Origin of the sequence: Geobacter pickeringii, assembly GCF_000817955.1 — a bacterium.
Classification (GTDB): Bacteria; Desulfobacterota; Desulfuromonadia; order Geobacterales; family Geobacteraceae; genus Geobacter; species Geobacter pickeringii.
This window is the reverse complement of record NZ_CP009788.1, coordinates 2,830,001-2,853,325: the sequence shown is the minus strand read 5'-3', so window position 1 is coordinate 2,853,325 and position 23,325 is coordinate 2,830,001. Positions and strand designations below refer to the sequence as shown.

Below are 23,325 nucleotides of genomic sequence, written 5' to 3'. Positions count from 1 at the left end.
TTCAGTATTTGAGGACCTTGGCCAGAAAGTTCCGCAGCGTTTCGCTCCGGGGATGGGCGAAGAGTTCCGCTGCCGGCCCCGCCTCGGCGATGCCGCCGTCGCAGACGAAGATGCACTGGTCGGCCACGCTCCGGGCGAATCCCATGTGGTGGGTCGCCATGATGAGGTCGCGCCCCTCGGTGCGCAGCTCGCCGATCAGGTCGAGGACCTCGGCGGTCATCTCCGGGTCGAGGGCCGAGGTCGGCTCGTCGAGGAGGAGGAAGCGGGGACGGATGGCGATGGCCCGGGCCAGCGCCACCCGCTGCTGCTGTCCCCCCGAGAGCTGGGCCGGCTTCTTCTCGCCGTGGGGGGCGAGGTGGAAGCGGGCCAGGAGCGCCCCGGCCTCGGCCCGGGCCGCCTCCGGGGCGAAGCCGTGGACCTTCACGAGGGGGAGGGTGATGTTGTCGATGGCCGAGAGGTGGGGAAAGAGGTTGTAGGCCTGGAAGACCGTGCCGATCCGCCGCCGGTGGGCCAGGAGGCTCTCTTCGGCGAAGGCGATCCGCTCCCCGTCGATCTCCAGCTCTCCCTCGTCCGGCGTGATGAGCCCACCGATGACCCGCAGGAGCGTCGTCTTCCCCCCGCCGGAGGGTCCGATGACGGCGAGGGCCTTGAAGTCGACGGGCTCCAGCGAGAGGGCGTCCAGCGCCGCGTGCCCCCCGAACCGCTTCGTGATGCCGGAGAGCCTAAGTCGCATAGCGGTACTTCTTTTCCAGCCAGCGGGAGAGGAGCGACACCGGCAGGGTGAGGATGAGGTACCCCACCGCCAGGGGGAGGTAGCTCTCCAGGGTGCTGTAGGTGAAGGCGTTCACCTCCTGGGCGTTGAGGGTGAACTCGCTCACGGCGATGATGGAGAGCAGCGACGAGTCCTTGATGAGGGAGGCGAACTGCCCCGCCAGCGGCGGAAGGGTCTGCCGGAACGCCTGGGGGAAGATCACGTGGCGGTAGATCTGGCTCTTCGTCAGACCGATGGCCCGGGCCGATTCCAGCTGCGATTCCCCCACCCCTTCGATCCCCGCCCGGATGATCTCCGAGATATAGGCCCCGGCGAAGAGCGACAGCGTCATCACCCCCACGAGGTAGCGGTTCTCGATTCCGAAGGCGTCGGCCACCACGTAGAAGAAGACGAGAATCTGGACGAGCAGCGGCGTTCCGCGGATCGCTTCGATGTAGATGGTGCCGAGGTACCGTAGCGGCAGAAAGCGGCTCCGGCGGGCCAGGGCGAAGAAGAGGCCGATGAGGAGCGACAGGGTGAGGGCCGCCGCCGAGATGGCGAGGGTCATGAGCCACCCCTTGACGAATTTCAGCCGGTAGGCGTAGACCGACTCCCACCCCCAGTGGTACTGGAGGGAGTGGAAGGCGTAGGCGAAGACAAGCGTCACGAGGAGAAATGCCGCGAGCGAGCCGGCGATGCGGGCCGGGAGGGGGATGTCGCGTCCCTCCCGGCCGTCATGGGGGGCGAAGAAGAGGCGGGTCAGCACGGGGACGCTAGAGGTAGAACGGATAGCCGAGTTTCCTGAACGCGTCCTTCTGCTCCTTCAGGTACTTGTCGCCGAGTCGCTCGAAGCCCCCTTTCCTGCGGAAATCCTTCAAAAAGGCGTTCACCTTTTTCTTCAGGTCGTCGTTCCCCTTGCGGATGCCGACGGCCCACGACTCTTTCTGGAACGGCTCCAGGATGGCGCGGGTGGTGGCCTGGTTCTTCTGCCAGTTCTGGTAGGTGGACATCTGGTCATAGATGAAGGCATCGGCCTTCCCCTGCACCACCTCCAGCACCGCCGCCGCCTCCTTGTCGAGCACCAGCAGGCTCGCCCGCTTGATCTGCTTGCCGGCGTAGGCGTGGCCGGTGGTCCCCTTCTTCACCGCCACGGTGTGGTCCGGCTGGTCCAGGTCCCGGATGGTCTTGACCGTCGAATCCTTCTTCAGGAGGAGGCAGAGGCCGGTGCTGAGATACGGCTCGGAGAAGTCGATGGATTTGGCCCGCTCCTCGTTGGCGGTCATGGAGGAGATGATCAGATCGATCTTGCCGGTCTTCAGGGCCGGGATCAGGCCGTCGAAGGCGATGTTCTGGATGACGACCTTCTTGCCGAGATACCTGCCGAGCTCGGTGGCGATTTCCACGCTCACCCCGGTGGGCTTCCCGGCGGTGTCGGTCATCTCGAAGGGGGGATAGGCGAGCTCCATCCCGACGACGAGGGTGTCACGGTCAGCGGCGCGGGCGGTGGGGGCGATCATGGCCAGGGCTGCGAGAAGGACGAGAAGCCCTCCGGCGGCGAGGAAACGGCGGATGCGGTTCATGAAAATCCCTCCTTGCGGTGAATGTTCCCGGTGCGAGACGGATAAGGGCAAGAAAATTCTAGCCCTGCCGGCACGGTTGTCAATCGGGCGGCGAGGGCAAAAAAGAGGCCCGTGATTGGCGTCACGGGCCGTGGAATCAACGAAGGCGGCTTCTTCCCGTCAGTCGAGGGGGACGGGGTTGCAGACGTTGTCGGGGGAGTTGGCCAGGGCGCCGCAGTTGCCGCATTTCACGGTCGGCGAGGCGGAGAGGCAGGCAATGTCGTCTTCCGCCCCCTGGGCTTTGAGGGCGCACATGTGCATCAGGTGGGATTCCGGTGAACAGGCCATCGTTGTGTCTCCTTTCCTGGAGGGGTGTGAGTTGAAAGTCTAGCGCGGGAAGGGGGGGTGTCAAGCCGCGGTCTGCTCCGGGGGCGACGGGGCGATGGCTGGCCGTGCCGGACGCCGCGGCTCCCGCCACATCTTGACACCCTCTTCCCGCGGGTGGTATGTACGGTGGCAGTCCGGATGCGCGCTCCCCCCCTGAGGGGGGACGAGTGGCGTCGCCGGGAGTGAGTTCGGAGCGTGGAGGGATGGTGATGGAACGGGTGTTTATCATCGGTTGCGGCGATATCGGCAGGAAGGTGGCGCGGCTCGCCATGGACCAGGGAGGGACGGTGACCGCCCTGGCGCGTTCGGAGGAGAGTGCGGCCCACCTTCGGGGGCTCGGCATCGCCACGGTGGAGGGGACTCTTGACGATCCGGAGACCCTGGTCGACCTTCCGACGGGTGGGGGAGTGCTCTTTTACTTCGCGCCTCCCCCCGGCGGCGGGAACATCGATCCGCGGGTGAGGAATTTCTGTGCGGCGGTGGCGCCGGGGAACGAGCCCCGGAAGGTGGTCTACATCAGCACCAGCGGCGTTTACGGCGATTGCGGCGATGAGCCGGTCACGGAGGAGACGCCGGCCAATCCCCAGACCGCCCGGGGGAAGCGGCGCCTCGATGCCGAAACGGTCCTGCGCACCTGGGGCGAGGAGCGTGGGGTGGCGGTTGTGGTTCTGCGGGTCACCGGGATCTACGGCCCGGGGCGGCTCCCGCTCCAGCACCTGGCGAGCGGCCAGCCGGTCCTGCGGGAGAGCGAGGCCCGGTTCACGAACCGGATCCACTCCGAGGACCTGGCGCGGGTCTGCATTGCCGCCGCCGAACGGGGAGAGGGGGGGGACATCTACAACGTGAGCGACGGCCATCCCGGCACCATGACCGAATACTTCAACGTCTGCGCCGACGCTCTGGGGTTTCCCCGTCCCCGGCAGGTGACCCTGGAGGAGGCGCGCCAAGTGATGACGCCGCTGATGCTGTCGTACGTCACCGAATCGCGACGGATGGACAACCGCAGGATGCGGGAAAAGCTGGGGGTGACGCTGCGGTATCCGACTCTGGAGGAAGGGGTGAGGGCCAGCGTGGCGCCGGCGGGGGAGAAGAGGGGGGAGGCGTAGGATTACTGGAGGTATTCCTTGCCGGACATGACCTGCGAGATGAGGAGCGTCTGCCGCGCCGCCGAGGCGCTTTTCCTGCGGATTACCTCTCGCACCGACATGAGTTCTCCGATCAGCGCCTCACCGCTTCTCGTCAGGCGCCGGGCGCGCTGGTCGCGCCGCGAATAGGGGGCGAGGAGCGCCAGCGCCTCGGCTATCCTGCGGGCAGCCAGCACCTGCTCCTTGAAGTTCGGGAACCCCCCTTCCTCCAGGCGCTTTCTGGCAGAAGAGAGCTCTCCCTCAAAGTAGCTCAGAACTCGATTGTAGAGCGAGTCGATCGACATGTTCACCTATCAGGGACGGTAGTGCGACTATTACTCCTCTTTTCGGCCGGGCCGCCAATTTCTTTAATCGCTTTTCGCGGAGAAAAATCAAATTTGTCAGGTTTCATGATAGGTTGCCGGTATACTGAAGTAATCGGAAGCCGATTTGCAATTGACAGAGAAGCGTGTAAACGTTATTAATATGCGCCAATTCGCTGGATTGCGCCGTTAAATGACCGCGTTGCGCCCGACATGAAATTGAATTCAGGCAGAGGGAATCGACCGATGAATCGATCAGTAAAGAAAAAATCAGGGATCCATCTCGGCATTGTCGCCATCCTGTTGTCGCTGGTGGGCGGGCTCTTCCTCGCCGAAGGGGCACCTTCCGCCGCGGAGCGTTCTCCGGCGAAAAAGGACCGTCCTCCCGTGGCGACGGTCCAGATCGCGAAGCAGCCCGACCTCTATGCCGCGGAGCCTCCTCCCCTGACCGTGACCCAGTGCGGTCAGTGCCATCCCGGCGTCTATCAGGGGATCAAGAACGACGGCGGCCGCCATACCTTCCACTGCCAGAACTGCCACAAGACCTTCCACAGCTACAACCCGAACAAGGGGAACTGGGCCGACATCATGCCCAAGTGCGCCTCGTGCCACACGCTTCCCCACGGGCCGTCGTTCACCGAATGCGCGGCGTGCCACCAGAACCCCCACGCCGCGGCCAAGGTTCCGATGAGCCAGAAGCTCCTCTCGTCATGTGCCGGATGCCACGCCGGACCGCCGGAGGATCTCAAGAAATATCCGAGCAAGCATTCCAGCCTCTCCTGTGCCGACTGCCACACGGCCCACGGCCTGATTCCGTCGTGCAGCATGTGCCACAAGCCCCACTACGAAGGGCAGGATTTCAAGAGCTGCGCGAGCGAATGCCATCCGGTCCACATGCCGAAACAGATCCGCTATACCAAGGATGCCGGCGCCCGCACCTGCGGCTCCTGCCATGACAAGGTCTACGCCACCTGGTCCAAGAGTCCGAGCCGCCACGGCAAGGTAAACTGCGCCGCATGCCATACGAAGCACGGTTTCATTCCGCAATGCACCGACTGCCACGGGCTGCCCCACAGCAAGCAGCTCCATGAGCGGTTCCCCAAGTGTCTGACGTGCCACCAGGATCCCCATAATCCGCCGGTGCGTCAGCGCTGATGCCGACTTCCGCCTTGCCGCGCCCCCCTTTCCCGAACCACGCGGGAGGGGGGGCGCGGGTTTTCGTTGCAGTGACCATGACGAGGGGTAGTGCGTGACGTTTTATCGAGGCCGTGCCATACCGTTCTGGGTTCTCGCCCTTCTCATGGCCTGGCCGTCCCTGGCGCCGGCGATGGAGCTTGGCCTCAGCTCCGATACCATTGTCCGCCATCTGGAGCGCGACGAGCGGGGGGGGCAGACGCGCTCCCTCCTTCCCGCCTATGAGTTCCTGCGGCTCGACTACGGCAACATCCGGACGCCGGGGCTCTCCCTGCATGCCTACGGCTGGGGAAGGGCCAACCTCCGCGACAACTACGCCACCAACACGACCGCCGGCGAGCTCCTCTACGCCTACCTTGAATACCTCGATCCGAACCGCGACTGGCAGGTCCGGCTCGGCAGGCAGTACGTCTTTGAGGGGGTGACACGGGAGAGCCTTGACGGTGCCTACGTCAAGACCGACATCATCCCGACCGTCACCGTTTCCGCTTACGCCGGTTCCCCCCTGAATCTGGAAGATACGGCGGGAAGGCGGGGCGACAGCATCGTCGGCGCCCGGGTGGTCCACGCGCTTCCCGGCCGGTATGACGTGGGAGTTTCCTACAAGCGCACGGCCAACAACGGCACCGCCGACGAGGAGCTCCTCGGCACCGACGTTTCCCTGCTCCTGCCGGCCAATATGACCTTGCTGGGGCACTCCACCTTCAACCTGATCACCCACGGTTTTGGCGAGCACTCCTACGAGGCGAGGATTCCGATCGCCGCCTTCGAGCTGCGCCCCTTTATCCAGAAATACCGTTACGCCGACTACCTGAACGGCCGGGCCGGCGGTGCCAAGCCGTTCCGCTTCGTCTCCCAGTTGGGGGACAAGGTGACGATCGCCGGCTGCGAGGTGTTCTGGTACCCGGCGGAGAACATCGAAGTGGGGGGGCGCTACAAGCACTACGAGTATGACCGGCGCTTCGGCAGCGCCGACATGTATACCGCCCTGGCCACCGTGCGCCGGCGGATCTTTTCCGAGATCGGTGCCGAGGTGGGGCGGGTCGACGGAGACCGGGCCGAGAACCGCTATTACCTGGGCCGGGCATACGCCTATTGGGACATCGCCCCCTTCTTCGTCACCGGCGACGTGATGTATGTCAGCTACGACGAAGAGATCTACGGCAAGGGATCGGCCTTTTTCGCCTCGGCGGGGATGGGGCGGAAGTTTTTCGACCGGGCGCTCAACGTGAAGCTCTCCCTTGATTTCAGCCGCGATCCCTACTTCGACAAAGACTACCGCGGCACCCTTGCCGCTTCTTATCAGTTCGGGAAATGACCCTGCCGGCCCGGTGTGCCGTCCTGGAGTACCTTGCATGGAGTTTGGAACGATTCTGAAATTTGTTTGCGGAGGAGCCGTCTGCGTGCTGCTCGTCTCGTGCGCGGGGGCGGGGCGCTACCGCCTTCCTGTCAAGCACCCCCCCATCTACGACCTGGGAGAGCGGCGGGAGTTCTGCACCAAGTGCCATGGCTACAAGAAGGAGCCGGTGGACTTCGAACGGTACAACCACACGCCGCTCTTCACCGATTTCCACCGCCTCGTCGCCTACCAGGACCAGCGGATCTGCGCCCTCTGCCACGAGCAGAGCTTCTGCAACGACTGTCATGTCACGCGCACCGAGCTTAAACCCTCCATCAAGAACGAGACGGAGAACTACCGCCGGGTGCAGCACCGGGGGGATTACCTCTCCCGCCACCGGATCGACGGCCGTCTCGACCCCACCTCCTGCTTCCGTTGTCACGGCAGCCCCCGTACTGCCGAGACCTGCCGTCCGTGTCACGGGTAAGAGGGACATGACTCAATGGAGATGAGGACCATGCCGATGCGAATCGCGATCCTGCTTCTGTGTGCCGTGACGCTGACCGGATGCGGCGGGGGTCTCAATGCGCCGAACTCAGGTGCGCCGTCGTCGGTCAACGCCCATGAGTGTACCTGGGTCGCGACGCATCCAAAGAAAATCCTCGAGCTTGTCACCTTCCGCACGATTTCGTCGGCCACCCAGGCAACCTTCAGCGCGATGCTCAGCACGGAGGAGTTGATCCAGTGCCGCGTCTGCCACGGGAGCAGCTTCCTCGGTGCCGGCGGAGGAGCCACCGGGCCGGCGTGCCTCGACTGCCACATCGTCGACCCGGTCAAATATCCCGCCGGCTGCTATTCCTGCCACGGTGGCGTTGCCCTCAACCCCCAGAATCTCGCCCAGCTGTCGGTCGGCTTCTATCAGCAATTCTATGCCCAGAACTCGGCCGCGCCGCAGTTTTCCCTGTACTCGGCGGCGCGCGCTGCCTTTATCGTCCGGGTCAAGTCCGGCTCAATCCATAACCGCCACAGCCCAACTCTGCCCCGGAATCACGATGCCCTCGCGTATATCTTCACCGAGGCGAACAAGCCGGCCGATACCTGCAGCTATTGCCATAATCAGGGAGCCACCGCCAACGTCCATCACTCTCAGACGATCACGAGTCGCTACACCTGTTTCAAGATCAGCGGCGGCTGCCATGACGTCACGCTGGATCCCGCCACGGGCATCTTCCAGATTGTGGTCGTGCGTGATTGCGCGGTCTGTCACAAGTAGGCGGGGTGTTGGTTTTCTTCCCGGGCTCGCCGGTGGCCAAGGCATGGAATGTGCTAGTGAGACGGTGTTGATCATCTACCAACGAGGGTAGCGTCATGACGGCAGAGACGGCGCAGCGTGAAAAAATCAATGGTTTCGAAGGTTCCGTCGCCGGCCTCCCCCTGACGGACGTGATCCAGCTCAAGGGGCAGAACCGGTTTTCCGGCTGCATCTGTGTGGAATATCGCGAACGGCAGGGGATGATCTTCTTCCGCGACGGCGAGATCATCCATGCGGAGCAGGAGGGACGGTCGGGAGATCTGGCCCTGTACGAGATCATCCGCTGGCCAGGGGGACGGTTCTCCATCCAGCCGAAGGTAACCACCACGAGCCGGACGATCCAGCAGAGCATCAGCTATCTTCTCCTCGAAGCCCACCGGCTGATGGACGAGGAGCAGGCGGGTCTCCTCTCGCCCACGGGAAGCGACGAGGCCGCCATGACAACGGTCCGGCGGAGGATGAGTCCCATCGCGGAACGGCTGCTGCAAATCGCCGGGGTTTCCTATGCGGTGCTCCTCAAGCGTGACGGCACCACGGTGGAGGACGAGAGCTTCGAGGCGGAGGCGCTGGCCGGCAGGGGGGTCGCTCTGGCGGGAATCGGCAACCGGCTCGGCAGTCTCTTTGGCCTGGGAGAGACCAGGTCTGCGGCGGTTCATGGAAAGGGGAGCCAGCTCCTGCTTTTCGAGGCCAAGAACCACTATATTTCCATCGCAGTGAAGACGGAAAGCCCCCTTGCCCAGGTGGAGGCCGACATCCGCACCGCATTCGCCGCACGGAAGTGACCGCCGGGTTGGCCAGAGAGTCCGGGGAAGGGGAGTTCGACAAGACGATGGATGATGTCCTGCAGCAGATCAACACGGTTCCGGGGGTGATCGGGAGCCTGGTGTGCGGTGCCGCCGGCGAGGTGGTGGCCCATGCCTTTCCTCCCCTGTTCGACCTCTCCATCCTCCAGGGGGTTGCCGCCACGGTGGCCGACCCGGGCACCGGCGTCAGGAGCAGTGCCGGGGCATTCGATCTCGTCGATTTACGCTACCAGGACGGCCGGATCGTCGTCAAACCGCTCCGGGAGGCGTTTCTTCTTCTCCTCTGCGCCAAGGCGATCAATCTCCAGGTGCTTGCCATCTCCCTCAACGTTGCCAAGGGAAAGCTCGAATCCCTCATCGGGGAGGGGAGGACGGAGGCGCCATTAGCCGCCCCCGCCGCTGCCGCGATTCTCGACGTACTGACCCTCCCCGCCTGCCACATTCAGAACAGTGCCATCGGCGGCTCGTTCGAGCAGTTCGGCATGGCGGCCATCACCCCGGCGACGTCCCGGCAGATCAGCGCCTTTTACCGGACGGGGACCACCAAGAAACTCAGGCTCACCAATCCGGACAGCGGCCTGTCGGGGATCTTCGCGGTCATGGTCGTCAACGAGAATGATGCCTCCTCCGACGGAAAGATCATCCTCTGCAAGTCGATCGAAAAGAAGCTCCGGATTTCCGACGGCGCTTCCCTGACGGTGGAGCTCCCCTGACCCGCGGTTCCCTTCCAGCACTCATTCCTTCCCCGTGACTCCGTTTGCCAATCCGGGAAAATCGGGTAGAGTGTAACGGATATTTCCCCATCATCCGCACTGAAGAGGTCTGCCATGTTCGTTCTCGACACGTCGCTCGGCAGCATTGAGGCCGACGAGGCCGATGTCATCGAGATTCACCGCTCCGACGCACCTCTCCCCGCCGCCCCGGGCAAGCTTGCTCCCCGCCCCTGCAATGCCTATGTCTGTGTTGTCCGCCAGAACGATGTCGTCCGGGTCTACGCCGTCCTTGAACAGGTTGACCGGAAAAAATCCTTTATCTACCGCCCCGAGCCCCCGCCGCCGGCCCGCTCCCCCGTCGACCGCCTCGTCAAGGAGGCCAGCGCCTTCCTTGCCGAGCTCGGCTTCACGCTGCGGGAGGTGAGCCTCAAGTACGGCAAGGCGATGCGCGAGGTGGTCATCCGCGACATCCGCGTGATCCGCAAGCCGTCGTCGGCGCCGGCGATGGATGAGGCGGTGGTCGGCGCGGAAGGGGAGAAGCCGGAAGAGAAACCTCCTCCCTCCGCGAAGGCTTCCGCCGCTCCGGTCGAAGAGCCGGCCGCCCGCGTGGCAGCCCTGTCTGCCGAGGCCGAACGGCTCGGGACCGAGAAGGAGGACGCCGAGAAACGGTGGGCCGAGCGGCAGGCCGGATTGGCTGCGGAGATCGAACGGCTCGGGCGGGAACGGGATGAGGCGCGCCGGGCTGCGGAGGTGGAGGGGGCGGCACTGGCGGCGGAGTCGAAGCGTCTGGAGGCCGAGGTGACCCGCCTGACTGCCGAGAAGCAGAAGGCGGAACAGAAGGCCGCCACGCGCGGCGAGGAGCTCCGGAAGGAGGTGGAGCGCCTGACGGCGGAACGTGCCGCGGCCGAGGGGGCGGAGGCCCCGGACGTGGCACGCCTTCGCCAGGAGGTGGCGCGGCTCAAAGAAGAGCTCCGGTCGGCCGTTGAGGCTGCCGTGCAGAGCCGCGAGCGGCTTGCAGGGGAGGCCGACCGGCTGCGCGGCGAACTGCAGCAGCTCGAAACCGACGTCCGGGCGGACGAGGAAGGCGGCGCGCAGCGGATCGATGCCATCTCCGCCGAGATCGGGCGGTTGACCACCTCCAGGCAGGATAACGCGAAAGCGGCTGCGGCGCGGATCGCCGGGCTGGAGGCGGAGGCGACGCGTCTGGCAGCGGCGACGGCGGCGGACGAGTCGCGCCTTGCGGCAGACGTCGCCGCTCTTCAGGAGATCGTCTCCCAGCGAACCGCAGAGCGGGAAGCGGCCCGCGCCGCCGGCGTCGAGCGCCTGGCGCGGCTCGTTGCCGAGGCGGAGCTTGCCACTGCCGAACGGGCGGCGGTGGAGCGGGTGATCTCGGCCAAGGGGGGGGCATCGGCTGAACTGCTGGCACAGGCGACGGCCGATGTCTCGGCCTTGAAGGAGGAAGTGGAACGGCTGGCGGTGACCAAGGGGCTCGCCGAACAGACCGCTGCGGCCCGCATTGCGGCGCTCCAGGCCGAGGTGGAGCACCTTGCGGCCCAGAAGGAGGGGGGAGCCGCGGCGAAACAGGGCGAACCCCGGAAGCCGGAACAGGCCCCGCCCCCCCTTCCCCCGGCGGAGCGCCGGCGCTCTTCCACTGCGGAGGTGGTGGCCAGCACCCCCGTTCCGTCAGGGACGGGCAAGGGTGCGGAAGCGTTCGAGACCGGCTGGGACGAGGAGGTGGGGACTGCCGTCGATGCCCTCCTGAACGGGGGGGGAGAGGCCGAGGCCGATCCCTTCGCCTTCATGGGAGGGGGAAGTGGGTTCACCTCCTTCGGCGCCCCCGGCCCGGTCGAGGGGGATGAGGCGCCGGCTTCCTTCCACCTCGACAAGAGTCTCGACTGCATCGAATACGGCGTCGCCGACGAGGTCGTCGAGCTCCACCAGACCCTCAACATGGTGACCATTTCCCCCGAGGGGCACAAGCCCCAGAGCTGCGGCGCCTACATCTGCGCCCTGAAGCGTGGCGCCGGCTTCCGGGTCTTCGTGGCCTGGACCCTGGAAACCGATCGCAAGACCCTCGTCTACTCCCCCGATACGCAACCCGCAACTGCCGACGCCTGCGCGAAGGCGGTCCGCGACGCCTTTGCCTTCGTAGAGACCGTCGGCTTCATGATGGATGCGGTCTCGCTCCCCGCCGACCCGGAGAAGCGGGCCCGCGCCCTGGCCAAGGTGCCGGCCCTCTGCCGGCGGGGATAGTGCCGGAAACGGCGGCGTGTTTCCTCCCTCTTTTGTGTTTACATAACGCTGTTTGTTGGTTAGAGTGTCGGCACATTTTTCCATGGTATTTCCGTGCAAGGAGGAAACGGTATGAAAGCGGTACTGCTTAACGGTTTCGGCGGACTCGAAGTCCTTACGGTTGGGGAGGTGGAGCGGCCGAAGCCCGCCGAGGGGCAGGTGCTGGTGAAGGTGGTGGCCACCTCCATCAACCGGCCCGATCTCGTCCAGCGCGAGGGAAAGTATCCCCCCCCTCCGGGCGATTCGGAGGTCCTCGGCCTGGAGGTCGCCGGCACCATCGAGGAGCTGGGGCCGGGAGTGACCGGCTGGCAGGTGGGGGACCGGGTCATGTCGCTGGTGGGTGGCGGTGGCTACGCCGAGTACGCGGTGGCCTACGCCAACCATCTCATGCGGATCCCCGAGAGCATGAGCTTCGAGGAGGCGGCCTGCGTCTGCGAGTCGTACATCACGGCATTCCTGAACGTCTTCATGATCGGCGGCCTCAAGGATAAGAACACCACCATCCTCCACGGCGGCGGCGGCGGGGTGAACACCGCCGGCATCCAGCTCTGCAAGGCGCTGGTCCCGAACACGAAGATCATCGTCACCGCCCACCCGGCCAAGATGGAGCGGGTGAAGGAGCTGGGGGCAGATCTCGTCATCGACTTCACCCAGACCCCCGACTTCTCGGAGGCGGTGAAGGAGTTCACCGCCAAGAAGGGGGCCGACGTCATCCTCGACCACGTGGGTGCCAAGTACCTCGCTCCCAACATGAACTCCCTGGCCTACGCCGGGCGGCTCGTCATCATTGGCATCATCAGCGGCATCAAGGCCGAGCTCAATCTGGCCCTCATGATGGTGAAGCGCCAGCAGATCATCGGAAGCGTGCTCCGCTCCCGCCCGGTGAAGGACAAGGGGGAGATCGTGGCCGAGTTCACGAAGACGGCGCTCCCGAAGTTCGCCGACCGGACCATCGTCCCGATCATCGAGAAGGTCTTCCCCCTCGATCAGGTGGTGGAAGCCCACCGGATGATGGAAGAGGACAAGCATTTCGGGAAAATCGTGCTGAAGATCTCGTAGCCGGCCGACGGCCCGCGCCGGTCGCCCCCTCCCCTGCGGGAGGGGGTTTGTTTTTTCGCGGAGAAGGAAACGGATCAGGGAGGAAAGCGCCATGACGGCACCGCAATCGATCAGGGATCTGGATCTGGAAAGCTTCGTCGACCGCACGTTTCACCCTTCCCCCGCCGCCTGGGAGGACCAGGTACTGTACTTTCTCCTCCTCGATCGCTTCTCCGACGGGCGCGAAACGGGGTGTCGCGACAACCGGGGGCACGTGGTGACAACGGGGACAACCCCCCTCTGCCGCCCCGGCGACGAGGGGAACGCCGTCCGCACCGAGCCGGAGGCCGCGGCCTGGCGTGAGGCGGGGAGCCGTTGGTGCGGCGGCACCCTGAAGGGGCTCACTGAGAAGATGGGGTATCTGCGCCGCCTCGGGGTGACCGCCGTCTGGGTAAGCCCCCTCTTCAAGCAGTGCTCCTTCATCCCCACCTACCACGGTTACGGCATCCAGGATTTCCTCGATGTCGACCCCCACTTCGGAACGCGGGATGACCTGCGGGAGATGGTGAAGGTCGCCCACGACAACGGCATCTACGTCATCCTCGACATCATCCTGAACCACGCGGGGAACGTCTTTGCCTACGACCGGGGCTATACCCCCTATGACGGCGGCACCGTCTACCCGGTGCAGGGGTTCCGGCGGGGTGACGGCACCCCCTCGCTCCCCTTCGGCCCCGTGGATCTTGCGGTCAACCCCGACGCCTGGCCCGACGGCGCGGTCTGGCCCTGGGAGCTCCAGGCCCCGGAGGGATTCACCCGCATGGGGCATATCCAGGACTGGGACCGCTACCATGAGTTTCTGGACGGCGACTTCTTCGACCTCAAAGATATCCACCTGGGCGACGGGGAGGTGGATGCGTTCACGCCGTCACCGGCGCTGCTGGCACTCTGCGAGGTCTACAAGTACTGGCTTGCCTTCGCCGACCTCGACGGCTACCGCATCGACACCGTGAAGCACATGGGGAGCGGGGCGACGCGCTTCTTCGCCTCCACGATCCACGAATTCGCCCAGCGGCTCGGCAAGGAGAACTTCTACCTCATCGGCGAGATCACCGGCGGCCGGGAGTTTGCCTTCGAGACCCTGGAGACCACCGGCCTCAACGCCGCCCTCGGGGTGGACGAAATCCCCCTGAAGCTCGAAGATCTGGTGAAGGGGCGGAGCGACCCGTCCGGCTACTTCGACCTCTTCCGCAACTCGCTCCTGGTGCGCAAGGATTCCCACGTCTGGTTCCGCAACAAGGTGGTGACGGTGATCGACGATCACGACCAGGTCTGCCGCGGCGCCAAGAAGGAGCGCTTCTGCGCCGGCGACCTGAAGTGGCGGCGGCTCGTCCTGAACGCCCTTGCCCTGAACGTCACCACCATCGGCATCCCGTGCGTCTATTACGGGACCGAGCAGGCCTTCGACGGCGAAGGAGGGGATGACCGTTACCTGCGCGAATGCATGTTCGGCGGCCCCTTCGGCGCGTTTCGCACCAGCGGGGTCCACTTCTTCGACGAGGAGAGCCCGGTATACCGCGAATTCGCAAAGATCCTGGCCCTGCGGAAGGAGAAGGTGGTGCTGCGGCGCGGGCGCCAGTATCTGCGGGAGATCTCGGGGGACGGAATCAACTTCGGGCTCCCCTTCGCCATGGGGGGAGAGATCCGTTCCGTTGTCCCCTGGTCCCGCATCTTCGACACCGAAGAGATGCTCCTCGCCATCAATACCGATGCCGACCAGCCCCGCACCGCATGGGTGCTCGTGGATCACAGCCTCCACGCAGACGGGAGCCGGTTCGCCTGCATCTATTCCACTGACTCCACCCAGCTGCGCCGGACGATGACGGTGCGGCGGATCAACGATTTCGTCCACGCCGTGGAGGTGATGGTGCCGGCGGCCGGGTTCGTCATCTTCGAACCGTGCTGACGTTGGCTCCCCTTTTGCTAGTAAAAGGGACGCCAAAAGGTTATCACCCCAAAACGACGCGGTATTCCGCCCGGAGACGACACCATGTGGTCCGACGATTTGACAGTGGGAATCAGTGAAATTGACAGCCAGCACCGGCAGCTGTTCTGCCAGCTCGATCAGCTCCTCGATGCCTGCGTTGCGGGGAGAGAGCTGGCCGAGGTCCTGCGGATGCTCGATTTTCTCGATGATTACGTGAAAACCCATTTCGACACCGAGGAAACGCTCCTGCAGCGCCACGACTTCCCCGGCTATGAAAACCACCGGCTGCAGCATGTTCTCATGCGAGACCGGATCGGCCAATTTCGGCAGGAGCTCCAGACCACGGGACCAACACGCGATTTCGTCCTGCGGGTGAACCAGCTCCTGATCGATTGGCTCAAGGGTCACATCCGGCGGGTGGATCGGGAGGCGAGCGAATTTCTCCTCAAGAAGATGCCTCCCGCTGCCGATATTCATTAGTAAGGGAGTTGGAGCCCCCCACGCCAAAACCATACTCTGAGAGGGAAGCAATGCCTGAGTTCAGCGAAGTACCCCGCGATATGGATGTCTTGGATTCGATTTTGTCCAAAGAGACCAAGAATGGCTTCCTCGTTGACGTGCGTCTCGTGAAGCGGCCGCGCCAGTACGAGGCGGCCCTTTTTCTGAACAGCAAGTACAAGCCGGGGCCGGCGATTCCGCGTCCCCTCGATAACCCGTCGGGGGAGACAACCCACTGGATGGGGGTACGGCCCAGCGTCGGTTTCACCGAGGAAGAGGCCGAAAGGATCATCGACGAGGTCTCGGCCCAGAACACCCTTCGCCGGATCCAGTTCAAGGATTCCTGGGGACGGGATATGTACGAGTAACCCACTCCTCTCTCCGGAATGGAAAAGGCGGAACCGGGCGCGCTGCGTCGCCGGGTTCCGCCTTTTCTTTTTTCGCCTCCCGTCGGATCAGCTCCCCGCGCTGAACCGTTCGGCAACCGCCAGATAGTCCTCCCACACATCCATGTCCCGCACCACACCCTCGTCGGCCACCGGTACCAGCCGGACCTTGTCCCGGTGCCGGGCGATGACCTCCCGGAGGGTGGGGAGCGCCGCGATTCCGGCGATGACGGCGCGGGGGAAGAGGGTCGGGTGCCCCTTGACCCCGTCGTGCACCGGGATGATAATGGCGTCGGGCTCCTCCCGGTGCCGCTCCACGAGGGCCCGGATCGTATCGGGCCTGACGAGGGGATGATCGGCAAGCGCCACCATCACCGCCGTTGCTCCGGCGGCGAGCCGGGCGAGGCCGGTGCGGACCGAGTCGGCCATCTCGCACTCCTCGCCGGCGTTGACCGCCACCGTCAGCGGATAGCCCGCCACTGCCGCCGCCACGGCGTCTCCCCGGGAGCCGACCACCACGACGATCTCCCCGATGCCGGCGGCAACGAGGGTGTCGACGCAGTGGACAATGGCCGGCCGGTCAGCGAGCCGCAGCAGCTGCTTGCAGACCCCCATCCGCCGGGAGTTCCCGGCGGCCAGAAGCAGTGCCGCTACCTCCATGGAGCCTCCTCTGTCCGATGAGCTGGGCGACGATGCTGACGGCGATCTCCTCAGGGGTCTCGGCGCCGATGGCAACTCCCACCGGAATGGTGACCCGGTCGATCTCACCCGGTGGATACCCTTCGTCCGTCAGGGTTCGCAGAAGCGCCTCGCGCTTGCGGGCGCTGCCGATGAGGCCGATGAAGGGGGCCGGGGTCCGGAGCGCTCCCCGCACGGCGGCGAAGTCCTTCTCGAAGCCGGTGGTGGCGATGACGATTGCCGTGGCGCCGTCGACGGAGAGCCCCGCGAACACCCCATCATACTCCCCAGTCAGCACTTCGTCGGCGTCGAGGAGCTGCTCCCGGTCGGCGTAGCCCGGGCGGTCGTCGGCCACGGCGACCCGGTAGCCGGCGAAGGAGGCCGCCCGGACGAGGGCCTTCCCGATATGGCCGGCCCCGGCGATGATGAGGCGCGGCCGGCTCGCGGCCGGCTCCACGTAGACCAGGAGCCGGCCGCCGCAGACGTGGCCATGCTCCTCCGTGAGGATGAAGGCCACCGTGCGGGGTTTCCCTTCGCGGATCGCCTCCAGGGCCGCCGTCACCGTCTCCAGCTCCACCCGGCCGCCTCCCACGGTGCCAAGGGTCGTGCCGTCGTGCCGGACGAGCATCTTGGCCCCCGCCTTGCGCGGGCTCGACCCGCTCGTCTCCACCACCGTCGCCAGGGCCGCCGGCATCCCTGCCTCGCTCAGCCGGATCAGTTCCCGATAGAGCACGTGATCGCTCATCCTTTCCCCAGGGCCTCCCGCACCCGCTCCGGCGTCATCGGCAGAGTCCGCAGCCGCGCGCCGGTCAGGGCGAAGAGGGCGTTCGCCACTGCCGGTGCGATGGGGGGAACCCCCGGCTCGCCGATTCCTCCCGGTTTTTCATCGCTTTTTACGATGTGGGTCTCCACCGTCGGCATCTCCCGCATTCGGATGATCGGGTAGTCGTGGAAGTTCGTCTGCCGGACCCGGCCGTCGGCGAAGGTGATGGCGCCGTGCAGCGCCGCGGAGAGGCCGAAGGCGACCCCCGACTCCATCTGGGAGGCGATGATCTCAGGGTTGACGAACCGGCCGCAGTCCACGGCGCAGACCACCCGGTGGACCCTGATCTCACCCTGGCCGTTCACCGAAACCTCCGCCACCTGGGCGATGAAGCTGCCGAACGATTCGTGCACGGCAATCCCCCGTCCCCGCCCCGGCGGCAGCGGTTTTCCCCACCCCGCCTTTTCCGCCGCCAGGTCGAGGACGCCGGCGACCCGCGGGTGCTTTGCCAGGAGGGCGCGGCGGTAGCGGTACGGGTCGTGCCCCGCGGCGTGGGCCAGTTCGTCGATGAAGCTCTCCTTGACGAAGGCGGTGAAGGAGTGGCCTACGGAGCGCCACCAGAGGACGGGCACCCCAGCCGGGGCCATGTGGTGGTCGCAACGGAAGTTGGGGACCTCGTAGGGTGAGTCGGCGGCCCCCTCCACGGAGGTGTCATCGACGCCGTTCTTCACCATTGCCCCTTCGAAAGGGGTCCCCATGGCGATGGACTGGCAGACGATCCGGTGCGTCCAGGCGACCGGCATCCCGGCCCGGTCGAGCCCCGCCGCCAGCACGTTGTAGGAGGAGGGGCGGTACCATCCGCCGTGAAGGTCGTCCTCCCGGGTCCAGACCACCTTCACCGGCTTGCCGATAGCCTTGGAGAGCTGAACCGCCTCCCGCATGAAGTGGGAGTCGGGGACTGCCCGGCGCCCGAAGCCGCCGCCCAGGAGCATGGTCCGGAGATTGATCTTTTCCTTGGGAAGCCCCGTGATCTTCGCCGCCGCATCCCGGTCGCCGGTCTGCATCTGGGTGCCGGTCCAGATGTCGCACCCGTCGGGGCGGACGCTTGCCACGCAGTTTAGCGGCTCCATGGGGGCGTGGGCAAGGTAGGGGAGGGTGTAGACCGCGTTGATCCGCTTCGCCGCCTTTGTCAGGGCGACATCGGCGTCGCCACGGCTGGCCGCCACGGCCCCTGGCTTTTTCGCCATCTCCGCGTATGCTTCCCGCTGGCGGTCGCTGTCGAGGGTGGCAAGGGGCCCCTCGTCCCACTGGATCTCAAGGGCCTTCCGCCCGTTCAGGGCCGCCGGAAGACTCACGGCCACCACCCCCACGCCGGCGTCGATGGGGATGATCCGCTTTACGCCCGGCACCTTCTCCGCCAGGTCCTCCCGGATCCGCGTCGCCCGGGCGCCGAAGACCGGCGGGCGGGCGACCACGGCGGTCAGCATCCCGGGGATGCTGACGTCGAGGCCAAAGAGAGCGGTGCCGTTCACCTTGGCCGGGGTGTCGAGGCGCTTCACTCCCCGGCCGATGACTTTCTGTTCACCGGGCCCCTTGAGGCGGACCCCCTGCGGCGGTTCGAGCCGCGCGGCCGCCTCGGCGAGAGTGCCGTAGGAAAGGCGCCGGCCGGTAGGCTGGTGGACGACCTGTCCGTTCTCGGCCCGGCACTCCGCCGGCTTCGCTTCCCATCTCCCGGCCGCCGCGGCGATCAGCATCTGGCGCGCGGCGGCGCCGGCCTGGGCGAGGCGCTCCCACTCGGTCCGCACGCTCGTGCTCCCGCCGGTCACCTGGATTCCCCAGAGGGCGTGGTTGTATGCCGGTGCCACGGGAGCCGGTTCCACCCGGATCACCGCCGGGTCGACCTCCAGCTCTTCGGCCACGATCATCGGCAGGGCGGTGTATACCCCCTGTCCCATCTCCGACTTGTTGACGATGACGGTGATCGAGTCGTCGGAGCCGATCCGGAGGAAGGCGTTGGGGGCGAAGGTCTTGCCGGGAGGCTCCACCCCCCGGGCGGTGCCGAGGGGGAGGTGGACGCCGAGGATCAGCCCCCCGCCCAGAACGGCGCCGGTCCTGAGGAATGCACGACGGCTCATGGTGACGGTCCCGTTCATGGCGTTCCCCCTTTCCCCTTCATCCCGACGGCCCGGTGGATAGCCTTCCTGATCCGCTGGTAGGTCCCGCAGCGGCAGAGGACCCCCGACATGGCGTCGTCGATGGCTGCGTCGTCGGGCGCGGGGTTTTCCGCCAGCAGGGCGGTGGCGGCCATGATCTGTCCCGGCTGGCACCAGCCGCACTGGGGGACGTCCTCGGCGATCCACGCCTGCTTCACCGGGTGCTCCTCGGGGATCCCCTCTATGGTGGTGACGCTCTTCCCCGCCACGGCCGAAACCGGGGTGACGCAGGAGCGGACCGCCCGGCCGTCCACATGGACGGTGCAGGCTCCGCAGAGGGACATGCCGCAGCCGAACTTGGTTCCGGTGAGGCCGATCTCCTCCCGGATCACCCAGAGGAGCGGCGTGTCGGGGGCGACATTCACCTGCTGGCGCTTGCCGTTTACCATGAATGAAATCATGCGGTGGACCTCCGTGCTGACTCCGGGTGCCGTCTTCGCCGGCGAGGCGTGAGGGCAGTGCGCTCAAGCCGATGCAGGGACGGAGCAGCGCGGCCGCTACCGCCGGGGGGCGGCCGCGGCCGGATGGTGTGCATGGGGACGGGGGAGGGAATACTACCGGACCGTGAAGGTCGTTTCGCGGGTGTCGCGCCCCGACTCGGTCTTCACCGTGGCGATGACCCGGTAGGTTCCCTTTTTGGCGTCGGCCGGGAGAACGATCGGGATGGTGGAGGTGTAGGTGCCGCCGGCGTGGGTGACCATCGTTTCGGGGTTGCCGACGAGGTCTCCCTCGTGGCGCAGTTCCACCGATTCGGTCACGCTGGCCTGGGAATTGGCATTGGGCATGAGAAGGGCGTAGGTGGTCTGGATCTCCACCTTTTCGCCGGGGCGGACGCTTGTAGGGGTGACTCCCACGTTCTCGATCCGGACCATGGTGCCCGAGGAGGGCTGGAAGTTGTAGCGGGTCGCCGTCTGCTCGGCGGTCTGTTTCTTGTCGATGGTGTAGTTGCCGATGATGCCGCCGATGAGGGCGCCGGCGAGGCCGCCGAGGACCGCTCCCTTCGTGCGGGATCCCTCTCCCGCCAACACCGCGCCGGCGATGGCTCCGGCCGCGGCACCATATCCGGCCCCCTTGGCCGCCCCTTTGTGCTCCTCGGAGACAGTGACGCAGCCGGTGAGGGTGGTGAAGGTGAATGCCGCCAGGGTTGCCCGTGCGATGACGTTCCGTTTCATGATCCCCTCCGTGGTTTCATTGTGCGGAGCCGGCACCGCGCGGTGGCTGATGGCTCGGTCGCCGGTCAACGAATCAAGTATATCGGGGAGAAACGGGAATGCAATTCAGACGCTCACCAGGTTGCGTCCCCGCCCTTTGGCGCGGTAGAGGGCCTGATCGGCGGCCTTGATGACGTCGGCGGGTCGGCGCCGGTCGCCGCCGCTCTCGGCCACGCCGATGCTGACGGTGACCGAGACGGTTCCCTGGCTCCGGGAGGTATTGCTGCGCTGGCGCTTTCCCTCCCGGCAGGAAGAGGGGCGGTCGTTTCCCCGCAGCCGCATCTGGTAGTCGGCGATGGTGCCGCGCAGTTCTTCCAGGTGGGCGAGGACCTCCTCCCGCTCCTTGTGGGGGAAGAGGATGGTGAACTCTTCGCCGCCGTAGCGGTAGGCCTTTCCGCCGCCGCTGACGCCGCGCAGCTTCGACGCCACCAGCCGGAGCACCTGGTCTCCCACGTCGTGGCCGTAAGTGTCGTTGAACTTCTTGAAGTGGTCCACGTCGACCATGGCGACGCAGTAGCGCCGGCCGAGCCAGGAGAGTTGCTCGTTGAGCGCCCGGCGCGAGGGGAGGCCGGTAAGTTCGTCCCGGAACGCCATGTTGTAGGAATCCTTCAGGACCCCCAGCGACAGGATCACCGCGGCGGCGGTCATGAAAACCGGGGTGGCGTAGGGGTGGGCGATGCCGTTGCACGCCACGCTGAAGGCGGCAAGGCAGCCGAGGAATGCGCTGTCGATGGGGGACTGCTTCAGGCTTGCCCGCACCGCCACCACGATGCCGGAAAGGGCCATGGCCGGCAGGGCCGGCTGGGGGAGGGGAGAGCCGGCCGGAAAGCTGCCGGCGGTGAACTGCCGCCCCAGAAACTGCTGGATCGCCACGTGCCCCGGCTCCATGGCCCACCAGACGAAGAGGGCCTGGCCCGCCAGGAAGGCAAGGCGGATCCGTCCCGCCACGGTCACGATCCCCCGCTCCCGCATGAGAGAGAAGAGGGCGATGTTGAGCGGTACGAGGAAGGTGACGGCCTGGAAGAGGACCGTCGCCTCGATCCCCCGTGGTGCCCCGGTCAGGTGCCCCCGGAAACTCCAGTAGGAGGCGGCGAGCAGGAGAAAGACGAAGAGGGCGCGTCCGCGGTGGAAGTGGACCGAGAGGATCATGCCGAGGGCCACTGCCAGATAGGGAAGGTGGACGAGGAGTTCGAGCCGCGCCGGGGGGAGCTCCGTCACCCGGGGCATGAGGCAGAAGGTCGCCGTCAGCAGCGCGATGGGGATGACGAAGATCGTAAAATTTTTAGCCGTGAGTGTGTTCACGCCCGGCGGAACTCCTTGGGAAAGTGGTTCATCGGTCGATGTTCTCCTGGAAATAGAGGGCCATGCTGTCGAGCTCCAGGGCCGCGAGGCTCCCTAGCCCCGCTTCGCCGGCATAGACGCAGCCGTTGTCGAGGACAATCCGGTCGGTGGCGAGCCCACGGGCGATTGCCTCCCGGGTCATGGGGGTATGGCCACCGATGAGCCTGCGTCCGCCGATCTTCTCCCGCCGTACCTCCAGGGAACGGCTCCAGAGCATCGCCTCCCGGTCGGCGAATGGGTCGGGAAGGGCGAAGTTGAGACTTCCGTGGACAAGGACGAAATCGGGAAGAATGCGGTAGAGGGGCATCTCCTCCAGGAAGCGCCGGTAGGCGGGCGGAACCTCGCAGGGGTCCTCCACGCCGAAGCTTGCCAGGGTGGCGCCCCCCCCGTTCAGCATCCAGACCCGGAAGAGCTCCCGGTCCCGGCAGCCGTTCAGGAACATCTCCTCATGGTTTCCCCGCACCGGCCAGACCCGGTATCCCTTCAGGACCAGTCCCCGGAGAATGTCGAGGACCTCCCTGCTCCCCGGTCCCCGGTCGATGTAGTCACCGAGGAGATAGAGGTCGTCGCTGCGCGTCAGGCCGATCCCCTCTCCGAGGAGCCGGTCGAGGGTCCTGCTGCAGCCGTGGATGTCCGGGACGACGAAGCGGCGGGAGTAGCGAGGAGTTTTCACGTGCGCACCATGCCGTGATGAGAAAGGATGAATATAAACTTATAGCATGCGGCCGTCTCGCAAGTAAACCGTCAATGTGGTAGAGTTTTCGAGAGGGGTGCGCCCCGACAATCGTGCAGGGGAGAGTCATGTCCATCTTTCTGGCGACGTTTTTCCTGGTCTACTGCGGAACCCACCTCTACTTCTACACCAAGGCCCGAGCCGCCTTCGGTTTCGGTCCCGCCGTGGGGGGGGCGCTGGCCCTCTTTCTCGCCCTTATGGCCGTTGCCCCGATCCTCGTCCGGGTCGCCGAGCGGGAGGGATTTGAGGAGCCCGCCCGACTCCTCGCCTGGAGCGGCTACTGCTGGATGGGATTCCTCTTCCTCTTTTTCAGCTGTTCGCTCCTGGGTGATTGCTGGCATCTGCTGTTGCGGGTCGGCGAGCTGCTCAGCCGCGGGGAATTCACCCACCTCCGTCTTCCCCCGGGGTCGGCCTTCGGCATTGCCGCTGCCTATGCCCTCCTTGCCGCCGCCTACGGCTATCACGATGCCCTTGCGATCCGGACCGAGCGGCTCACAATCCGGACCCCCAAGCTCCCTCTCGGCGTCGAGAAGCTGATCATCGCCCAGATCTCCGATGTCCATGTGGGGCTCATCGTCAGAGAGGAGCGCCTCCGCCGGATGCTGGCCGCCGTTCGGGCGGCCGACCCCGATCTCCTCGTCTGCACTGGCGACCTCGTGGATGGCCAGATGGACAACATT

Annotated in this window: 25 protein-coding genes (1 of these 25 running past the window's edge); 13 read left to right on the top strand and 12 right to left on the bottom strand. The window is 65.8% G+C overall.

What is annotated here, in order from left to right; genetic code table 11:
• Position 1 precedes the first annotated feature (1 nt).
• From GPICK_RS12860 to GPICK_RS17585, 4 genes are all read right to left on the bottom strand, one after another.
• Entirely contained in the window at positions 2–733 is a 732-nt protein-coding gene (locus GPICK_RS12860) for an amino acid ABC transporter ATP-binding protein (protein WP_039743852.1), read from the bottom strand.
• The gene (locus GPICK_RS12855) at positions 723–1,517 is read right to left on the bottom strand and encodes an amino acid ABC transporter permease (RefSeq protein ID WP_236685562.1); all 795 of its coding nucleotides are present in this window, start codon (positions 1,515–1,517) and stop codon (positions 723–725) included. Before GPICK_RS12855 ends, GPICK_RS12860 begins: the two co-directional genes overlap by 11 nt.
• Positions 1,518–1,524: 7 nt before the next feature.
• Positions 1,525–2,331, bottom strand: coding sequence for a transporter substrate-binding domain-containing protein (locus GPICK_RS12850; RefSeq protein WP_039743851.1), 807 nt, complete (start codon positions 2,329–2,331; stop codon positions 1,525–1,527).
• A gap of 159 nt (positions 2,332–2,490) precedes the next feature.
• The gene (locus GPICK_RS17585) at positions 2,491–2,658 is read right to left on the bottom strand and encodes a hypothetical protein (protein WP_144400095.1); all 168 of its coding nucleotides are present in this window, start codon (positions 2,656–2,658) and stop codon (positions 2,491–2,493) included.
• Between the two features lie 248 nt (positions 2,659–2,906).
• Between GPICK_RS17585 and GPICK_RS12845 the strand changes: the two genes are divergently transcribed.
• On the top strand, positions 2,907–3,803 hold the full coding sequence (locus GPICK_RS12845; protein ID WP_039745757.1) for an SDR family oxidoreductase: 897 nt from the start codon (positions 2,907–2,909) through the stop codon (positions 3,801–3,803).
• Between the two features lie 2 nt (positions 3,804–3,805).
• Here GPICK_RS12845 and GPICK_RS12840 read toward each other — a convergent pair whose 3' ends face one another.
• The gene (locus GPICK_RS12840; RefSeq protein ID WP_039743849.1) at positions 3,806–4,126 is read right to left on the bottom strand and encodes a hypothetical protein; all 321 of its coding nucleotides are present in this window, start codon (positions 4,124–4,126) and stop codon (positions 3,806–3,808) included.
• Between the two features lie 264 nt (positions 4,127–4,390).
• On the opposite strand from GPICK_RS12840, the gene GPICK_RS12835 reads away from it, so the two are divergent.
• The 11 genes from GPICK_RS12835 to GPICK_RS12785 all read left to right on the top strand — a co-directional run bounded on the left by GPICK_RS12835 (position 4,391) and on the right by GPICK_RS12785 (position 15,688).
• Positions 4,391–5,299: a cytochrome c gene (locus GPICK_RS12835; RefSeq protein ID WP_039743847.1), complete on the top strand. Its 909-nt coding sequence runs from the start codon at positions 4,391–4,393 to the stop codon at positions 5,297–5,299.
• A 94-nt stretch (positions 5,300–5,393) separates the two neighbouring features.
• On the top strand, positions 5,394–6,656 hold the full coding sequence (locus tag GPICK_RS12830) for a hypothetical protein (RefSeq protein WP_236685561.1): 1,263 nt from the start codon (positions 5,394–5,396) through the stop codon (positions 6,654–6,656).
• A gap of 85 nt (positions 6,657–6,741) precedes the next feature.
• Complete coding sequence (locus tag GPICK_RS12825) at positions 6,742–7,164, top strand: cytochrome C (RefSeq protein ID WP_236685560.1); 423 nt, start codon at positions 6,742–6,744, stop codon at positions 7,162–7,164.
• A gap of 30 nt (positions 7,165–7,194) precedes the next feature.
• Positions 7,195–7,950, top strand: coding sequence for a hypothetical protein (locus GPICK_RS12820; RefSeq protein ID WP_144400094.1), 756 nt, complete (start codon positions 7,195–7,197; stop codon positions 7,948–7,950).
• Between the two features lie 95 nt (positions 7,951–8,045).
• On the top strand, positions 8,046–8,771 hold the full coding sequence (locus GPICK_RS12815; protein ID WP_039743841.1) for a DUF4388 domain-containing protein: 726 nt from the start codon (positions 8,046–8,048) through the stop codon (positions 8,769–8,771).
• Positions 8,772–8,779: 8 nt separating this feature from the next.
• On the top strand, positions 8,780–9,505 hold the full coding sequence (locus GPICK_RS12810) for a roadblock/LC7 domain-containing protein (protein ID WP_236685559.1): 726 nt from the start codon (positions 8,780–8,782) through the stop codon (positions 9,503–9,505).
• Positions 9,506–9,619: 114 nt separating this feature from the next.
• Positions 9,620–11,758: a coiled-coil domain-containing protein gene (locus tag GPICK_RS12805; protein ID WP_039743839.1), complete on the top strand. Its 2,139-nt coding sequence runs from the start codon at positions 9,620–9,622 to the stop codon at positions 11,756–11,758.
• A gap of 111 nt (positions 11,759–11,869) precedes the next feature.
• Complete coding sequence (locus tag GPICK_RS12800; RefSeq protein ID WP_039743836.1) at positions 11,870–12,856, top strand: NAD(P)H-quinone oxidoreductase; 987 nt, start codon at positions 11,870–11,872, stop codon at positions 12,854–12,856.
• Positions 12,857–12,947: 91 nt separating this feature from the next.
• A complete protein-coding gene (locus GPICK_RS12795) occupies positions 12,948–14,801 on the top strand; it encodes an alpha-amylase family glycosyl hydrolase (RefSeq protein ID WP_039743834.1) in 1,854 nt (617 codons plus the stop codon).
• 84 nt (positions 14,802–14,885) lie between these two features.
• A complete protein-coding gene (locus GPICK_RS12790) occupies positions 14,886–15,302 on the top strand; it encodes a bacteriohemerythrin (protein WP_039743833.1) in 417 nt (138 codons plus the stop codon).
• 50 nt (positions 15,303–15,352) lie between these two features.
• On the top strand, positions 15,353–15,688 hold the full coding sequence (locus GPICK_RS12785) for a hypothetical protein (protein WP_039743831.1): 336 nt from the start codon (positions 15,353–15,355) through the stop codon (positions 15,686–15,688).
• An 87-nt stretch (positions 15,689–15,775) separates the two neighbouring features.
• Here the strand turns inward: GPICK_RS12785 and GPICK_RS12780 are convergent, their stop codons facing one another.
• The 7 genes from GPICK_RS12780 to GPICK_RS12750 all read right to left on the bottom strand — a co-directional run bounded on the left by GPICK_RS12780 (position 15,776) and on the right by GPICK_RS12750 (position 22,585).
• Positions 15,776–16,366 carry a nucleotidyltransferase family protein gene (locus tag GPICK_RS12780; protein WP_039743828.1) on the bottom strand — a complete coding sequence of 197 codons (591 nt, stop codon included), beginning with the start codon at positions 16,364–16,366 and terminating at the stop codon, positions 15,776–15,778.
• A complete protein-coding gene (locus tag GPICK_RS12775) occupies positions 16,287–17,129 on the bottom strand; it encodes an XdhC family protein (RefSeq protein WP_084201437.1) in 843 nt (280 codons plus the stop codon). The genes GPICK_RS12780 and GPICK_RS12775 overlap by 80 nt, the downstream gene beginning before the upstream one ends.
• Positions 17,126–19,300 (bottom strand): xanthine dehydrogenase family protein molybdopterin-binding subunit, encoded by a 2,175-nt coding sequence (locus GPICK_RS12770; RefSeq protein WP_039743826.1) that lies wholly within the window; start codon positions 19,298–19,300, stop codon positions 17,126–17,128. Before GPICK_RS12770 ends, GPICK_RS12775 begins: the two co-directional genes overlap by 4 nt.
• On the bottom strand, positions 19,297–19,761 hold the full coding sequence (locus tag GPICK_RS12765; protein WP_039743823.1) for a (2Fe-2S)-binding protein: 465 nt from the start codon (positions 19,759–19,761) through the stop codon (positions 19,297–19,299). Before GPICK_RS12765 ends, GPICK_RS12770 begins: the two co-directional genes overlap by 4 nt.
• A 153-nt stretch (positions 19,762–19,914) precedes the next feature.
• Positions 19,915–20,532 carry a glycine zipper domain-containing protein gene (locus GPICK_RS12760; RefSeq protein WP_039743821.1) on the bottom strand — a complete coding sequence of 206 codons (618 nt, stop codon included), beginning with the start codon at positions 20,530–20,532 and terminating at the stop codon, positions 19,915–19,917.
• 105 nt (positions 20,533–20,637) lie between these two features.
• On the bottom strand, positions 20,638–21,873 hold the full coding sequence (locus GPICK_RS12755) for a GGDEF domain-containing protein (RefSeq protein ID WP_039743819.1): 1,236 nt from the start codon (positions 21,871–21,873) through the stop codon (positions 20,638–20,640).
• Positions 21,874–21,901: 28 nt separating this feature from the next.
• Entirely contained in the window at positions 21,902–22,585 is a 684-nt protein-coding gene (locus GPICK_RS12750) for a metallophosphoesterase family protein (RefSeq protein ID WP_039743817.1), read from the bottom strand.
• A gap of 128 nt (positions 22,586–22,713) precedes the next feature.
• Between GPICK_RS12750 and GPICK_RS12745 the strand changes: the two genes are divergently transcribed.
• Positions 22,714–23,325: the 5' portion of a metallophosphoesterase gene (locus GPICK_RS12745; protein WP_039743814.1), read on the top strand. Its footprint extends 531 nt past the window's final position; only the first 612 of its 1,143 coding nucleotides appear in the window; the start codon lies at positions 22,714–22,716; its stop codon lies off the right edge, out of view.

What these genes read in the sequence shown, in the direction of transcription:
- GPICK_RS12860 (WP_039743852.1), bottom strand. Translation starts at nt 733, where the DNA reads ATGCGACTTAGGCTCTCCGGCATCACGAAGCGGTTCGGGGGGCACGCG.
- GPICK_RS12850 (WP_039743851.1), bottom strand. Translation starts at nt 2,331, where the DNA reads ATGAACCGCATCCGCCGTTTCCTCGCCGCCGGAGGGCTTCTCGTCCTT.
- GPICK_RS17585 (WP_144400095.1), bottom strand. Translation starts at nt 2,658, where the DNA reads ATGGCCTGTTCACCGGAATCCCACCTGATGCACATGTGCGCCCTCAAA.
- GPICK_RS12845 (WP_039745757.1), top strand. Translation starts at nt 2,907, where the DNA reads ATGGAACGGGTGTTTATCATCGGTTGCGGCGATATCGGCAGGAAGGTG.
- GPICK_RS12840 (WP_039743849.1), bottom strand. Translation starts at nt 4,126, where the DNA reads ATGTCGATCGACTCGCTCTACAATCGAGTTCTGAGCTACTTTGAGGGA.
- GPICK_RS12835 (WP_039743847.1), top strand. Translation starts at nt 4,391, where the DNA reads ATGAATCGATCAGTAAAGAAAAAATCAGGGATCCATCTCGGCATTGTC.
- GPICK_RS12820 (WP_144400094.1), top strand. Translation starts at nt 7,195, where the DNA reads ATGCCGATGCGAATCGCGATCCTGCTTCTGTGTGCCGTGACGCTGACC.
- GPICK_RS12815 (WP_039743841.1), top strand. Translation starts at nt 8,046, where the DNA reads ATGACGGCAGAGACGGCGCAGCGTGAAAAAATCAATGGTTTCGAAGGT.
- GPICK_RS12805 (WP_039743839.1), top strand. Translation starts at nt 9,620, where the DNA reads ATGTTCGTTCTCGACACGTCGCTCGGCAGCATTGAGGCCGACGAGGCC.
- GPICK_RS12800 (WP_039743836.1), top strand. Translation starts at nt 11,870, where the DNA reads ATGAAAGCGGTACTGCTTAACGGTTTCGGCGGACTCGAAGTCCTTACG.
- GPICK_RS12795 (WP_039743834.1), top strand. Translation starts at nt 12,948, where the DNA reads ATGACGGCACCGCAATCGATCAGGGATCTGGATCTGGAAAGCTTCGTC.
- GPICK_RS12790 (WP_039743833.1), top strand. Translation starts at nt 14,886, where the DNA reads ATGTGGTCCGACGATTTGACAGTGGGAATCAGTGAAATTGACAGCCAG.
- GPICK_RS12785 (WP_039743831.1), top strand. Translation starts at nt 15,353, where the DNA reads ATGCCTGAGTTCAGCGAAGTACCCCGCGATATGGATGTCTTGGATTCG.
- GPICK_RS12780 (WP_039743828.1), bottom strand. Translation starts at nt 16,366, where the DNA reads ATGGAGGTAGCGGCACTGCTTCTGGCCGCCGGGAACTCCCGGCGGATG.
- GPICK_RS12775 (WP_084201437.1), bottom strand. Translation starts at nt 17,129, where the DNA reads ATGAGCGATCACGTGCTCTATCGGGAACTGATCCGGCTGAGCGAGGCA.
- GPICK_RS12770 (WP_039743826.1), bottom strand. Translation starts at nt 19,300, where the DNA reads ATGAACGGGACCGTCACCATGAGCCGTCGTGCATTCCTCAGGACCGGC.
- GPICK_RS12765 (WP_039743823.1), bottom strand. Translation starts at nt 19,761, where the DNA reads ATGATTTCATTCATGGTAAACGGCAAGCGCCAGCAGGTGAATGTCGCC.
- GPICK_RS12760 (WP_039743821.1), bottom strand. Translation starts at nt 20,532, where the DNA reads ATGAAACGGAACGTCATCGCACGGGCAACCCTGGCGGCATTCACCTTC.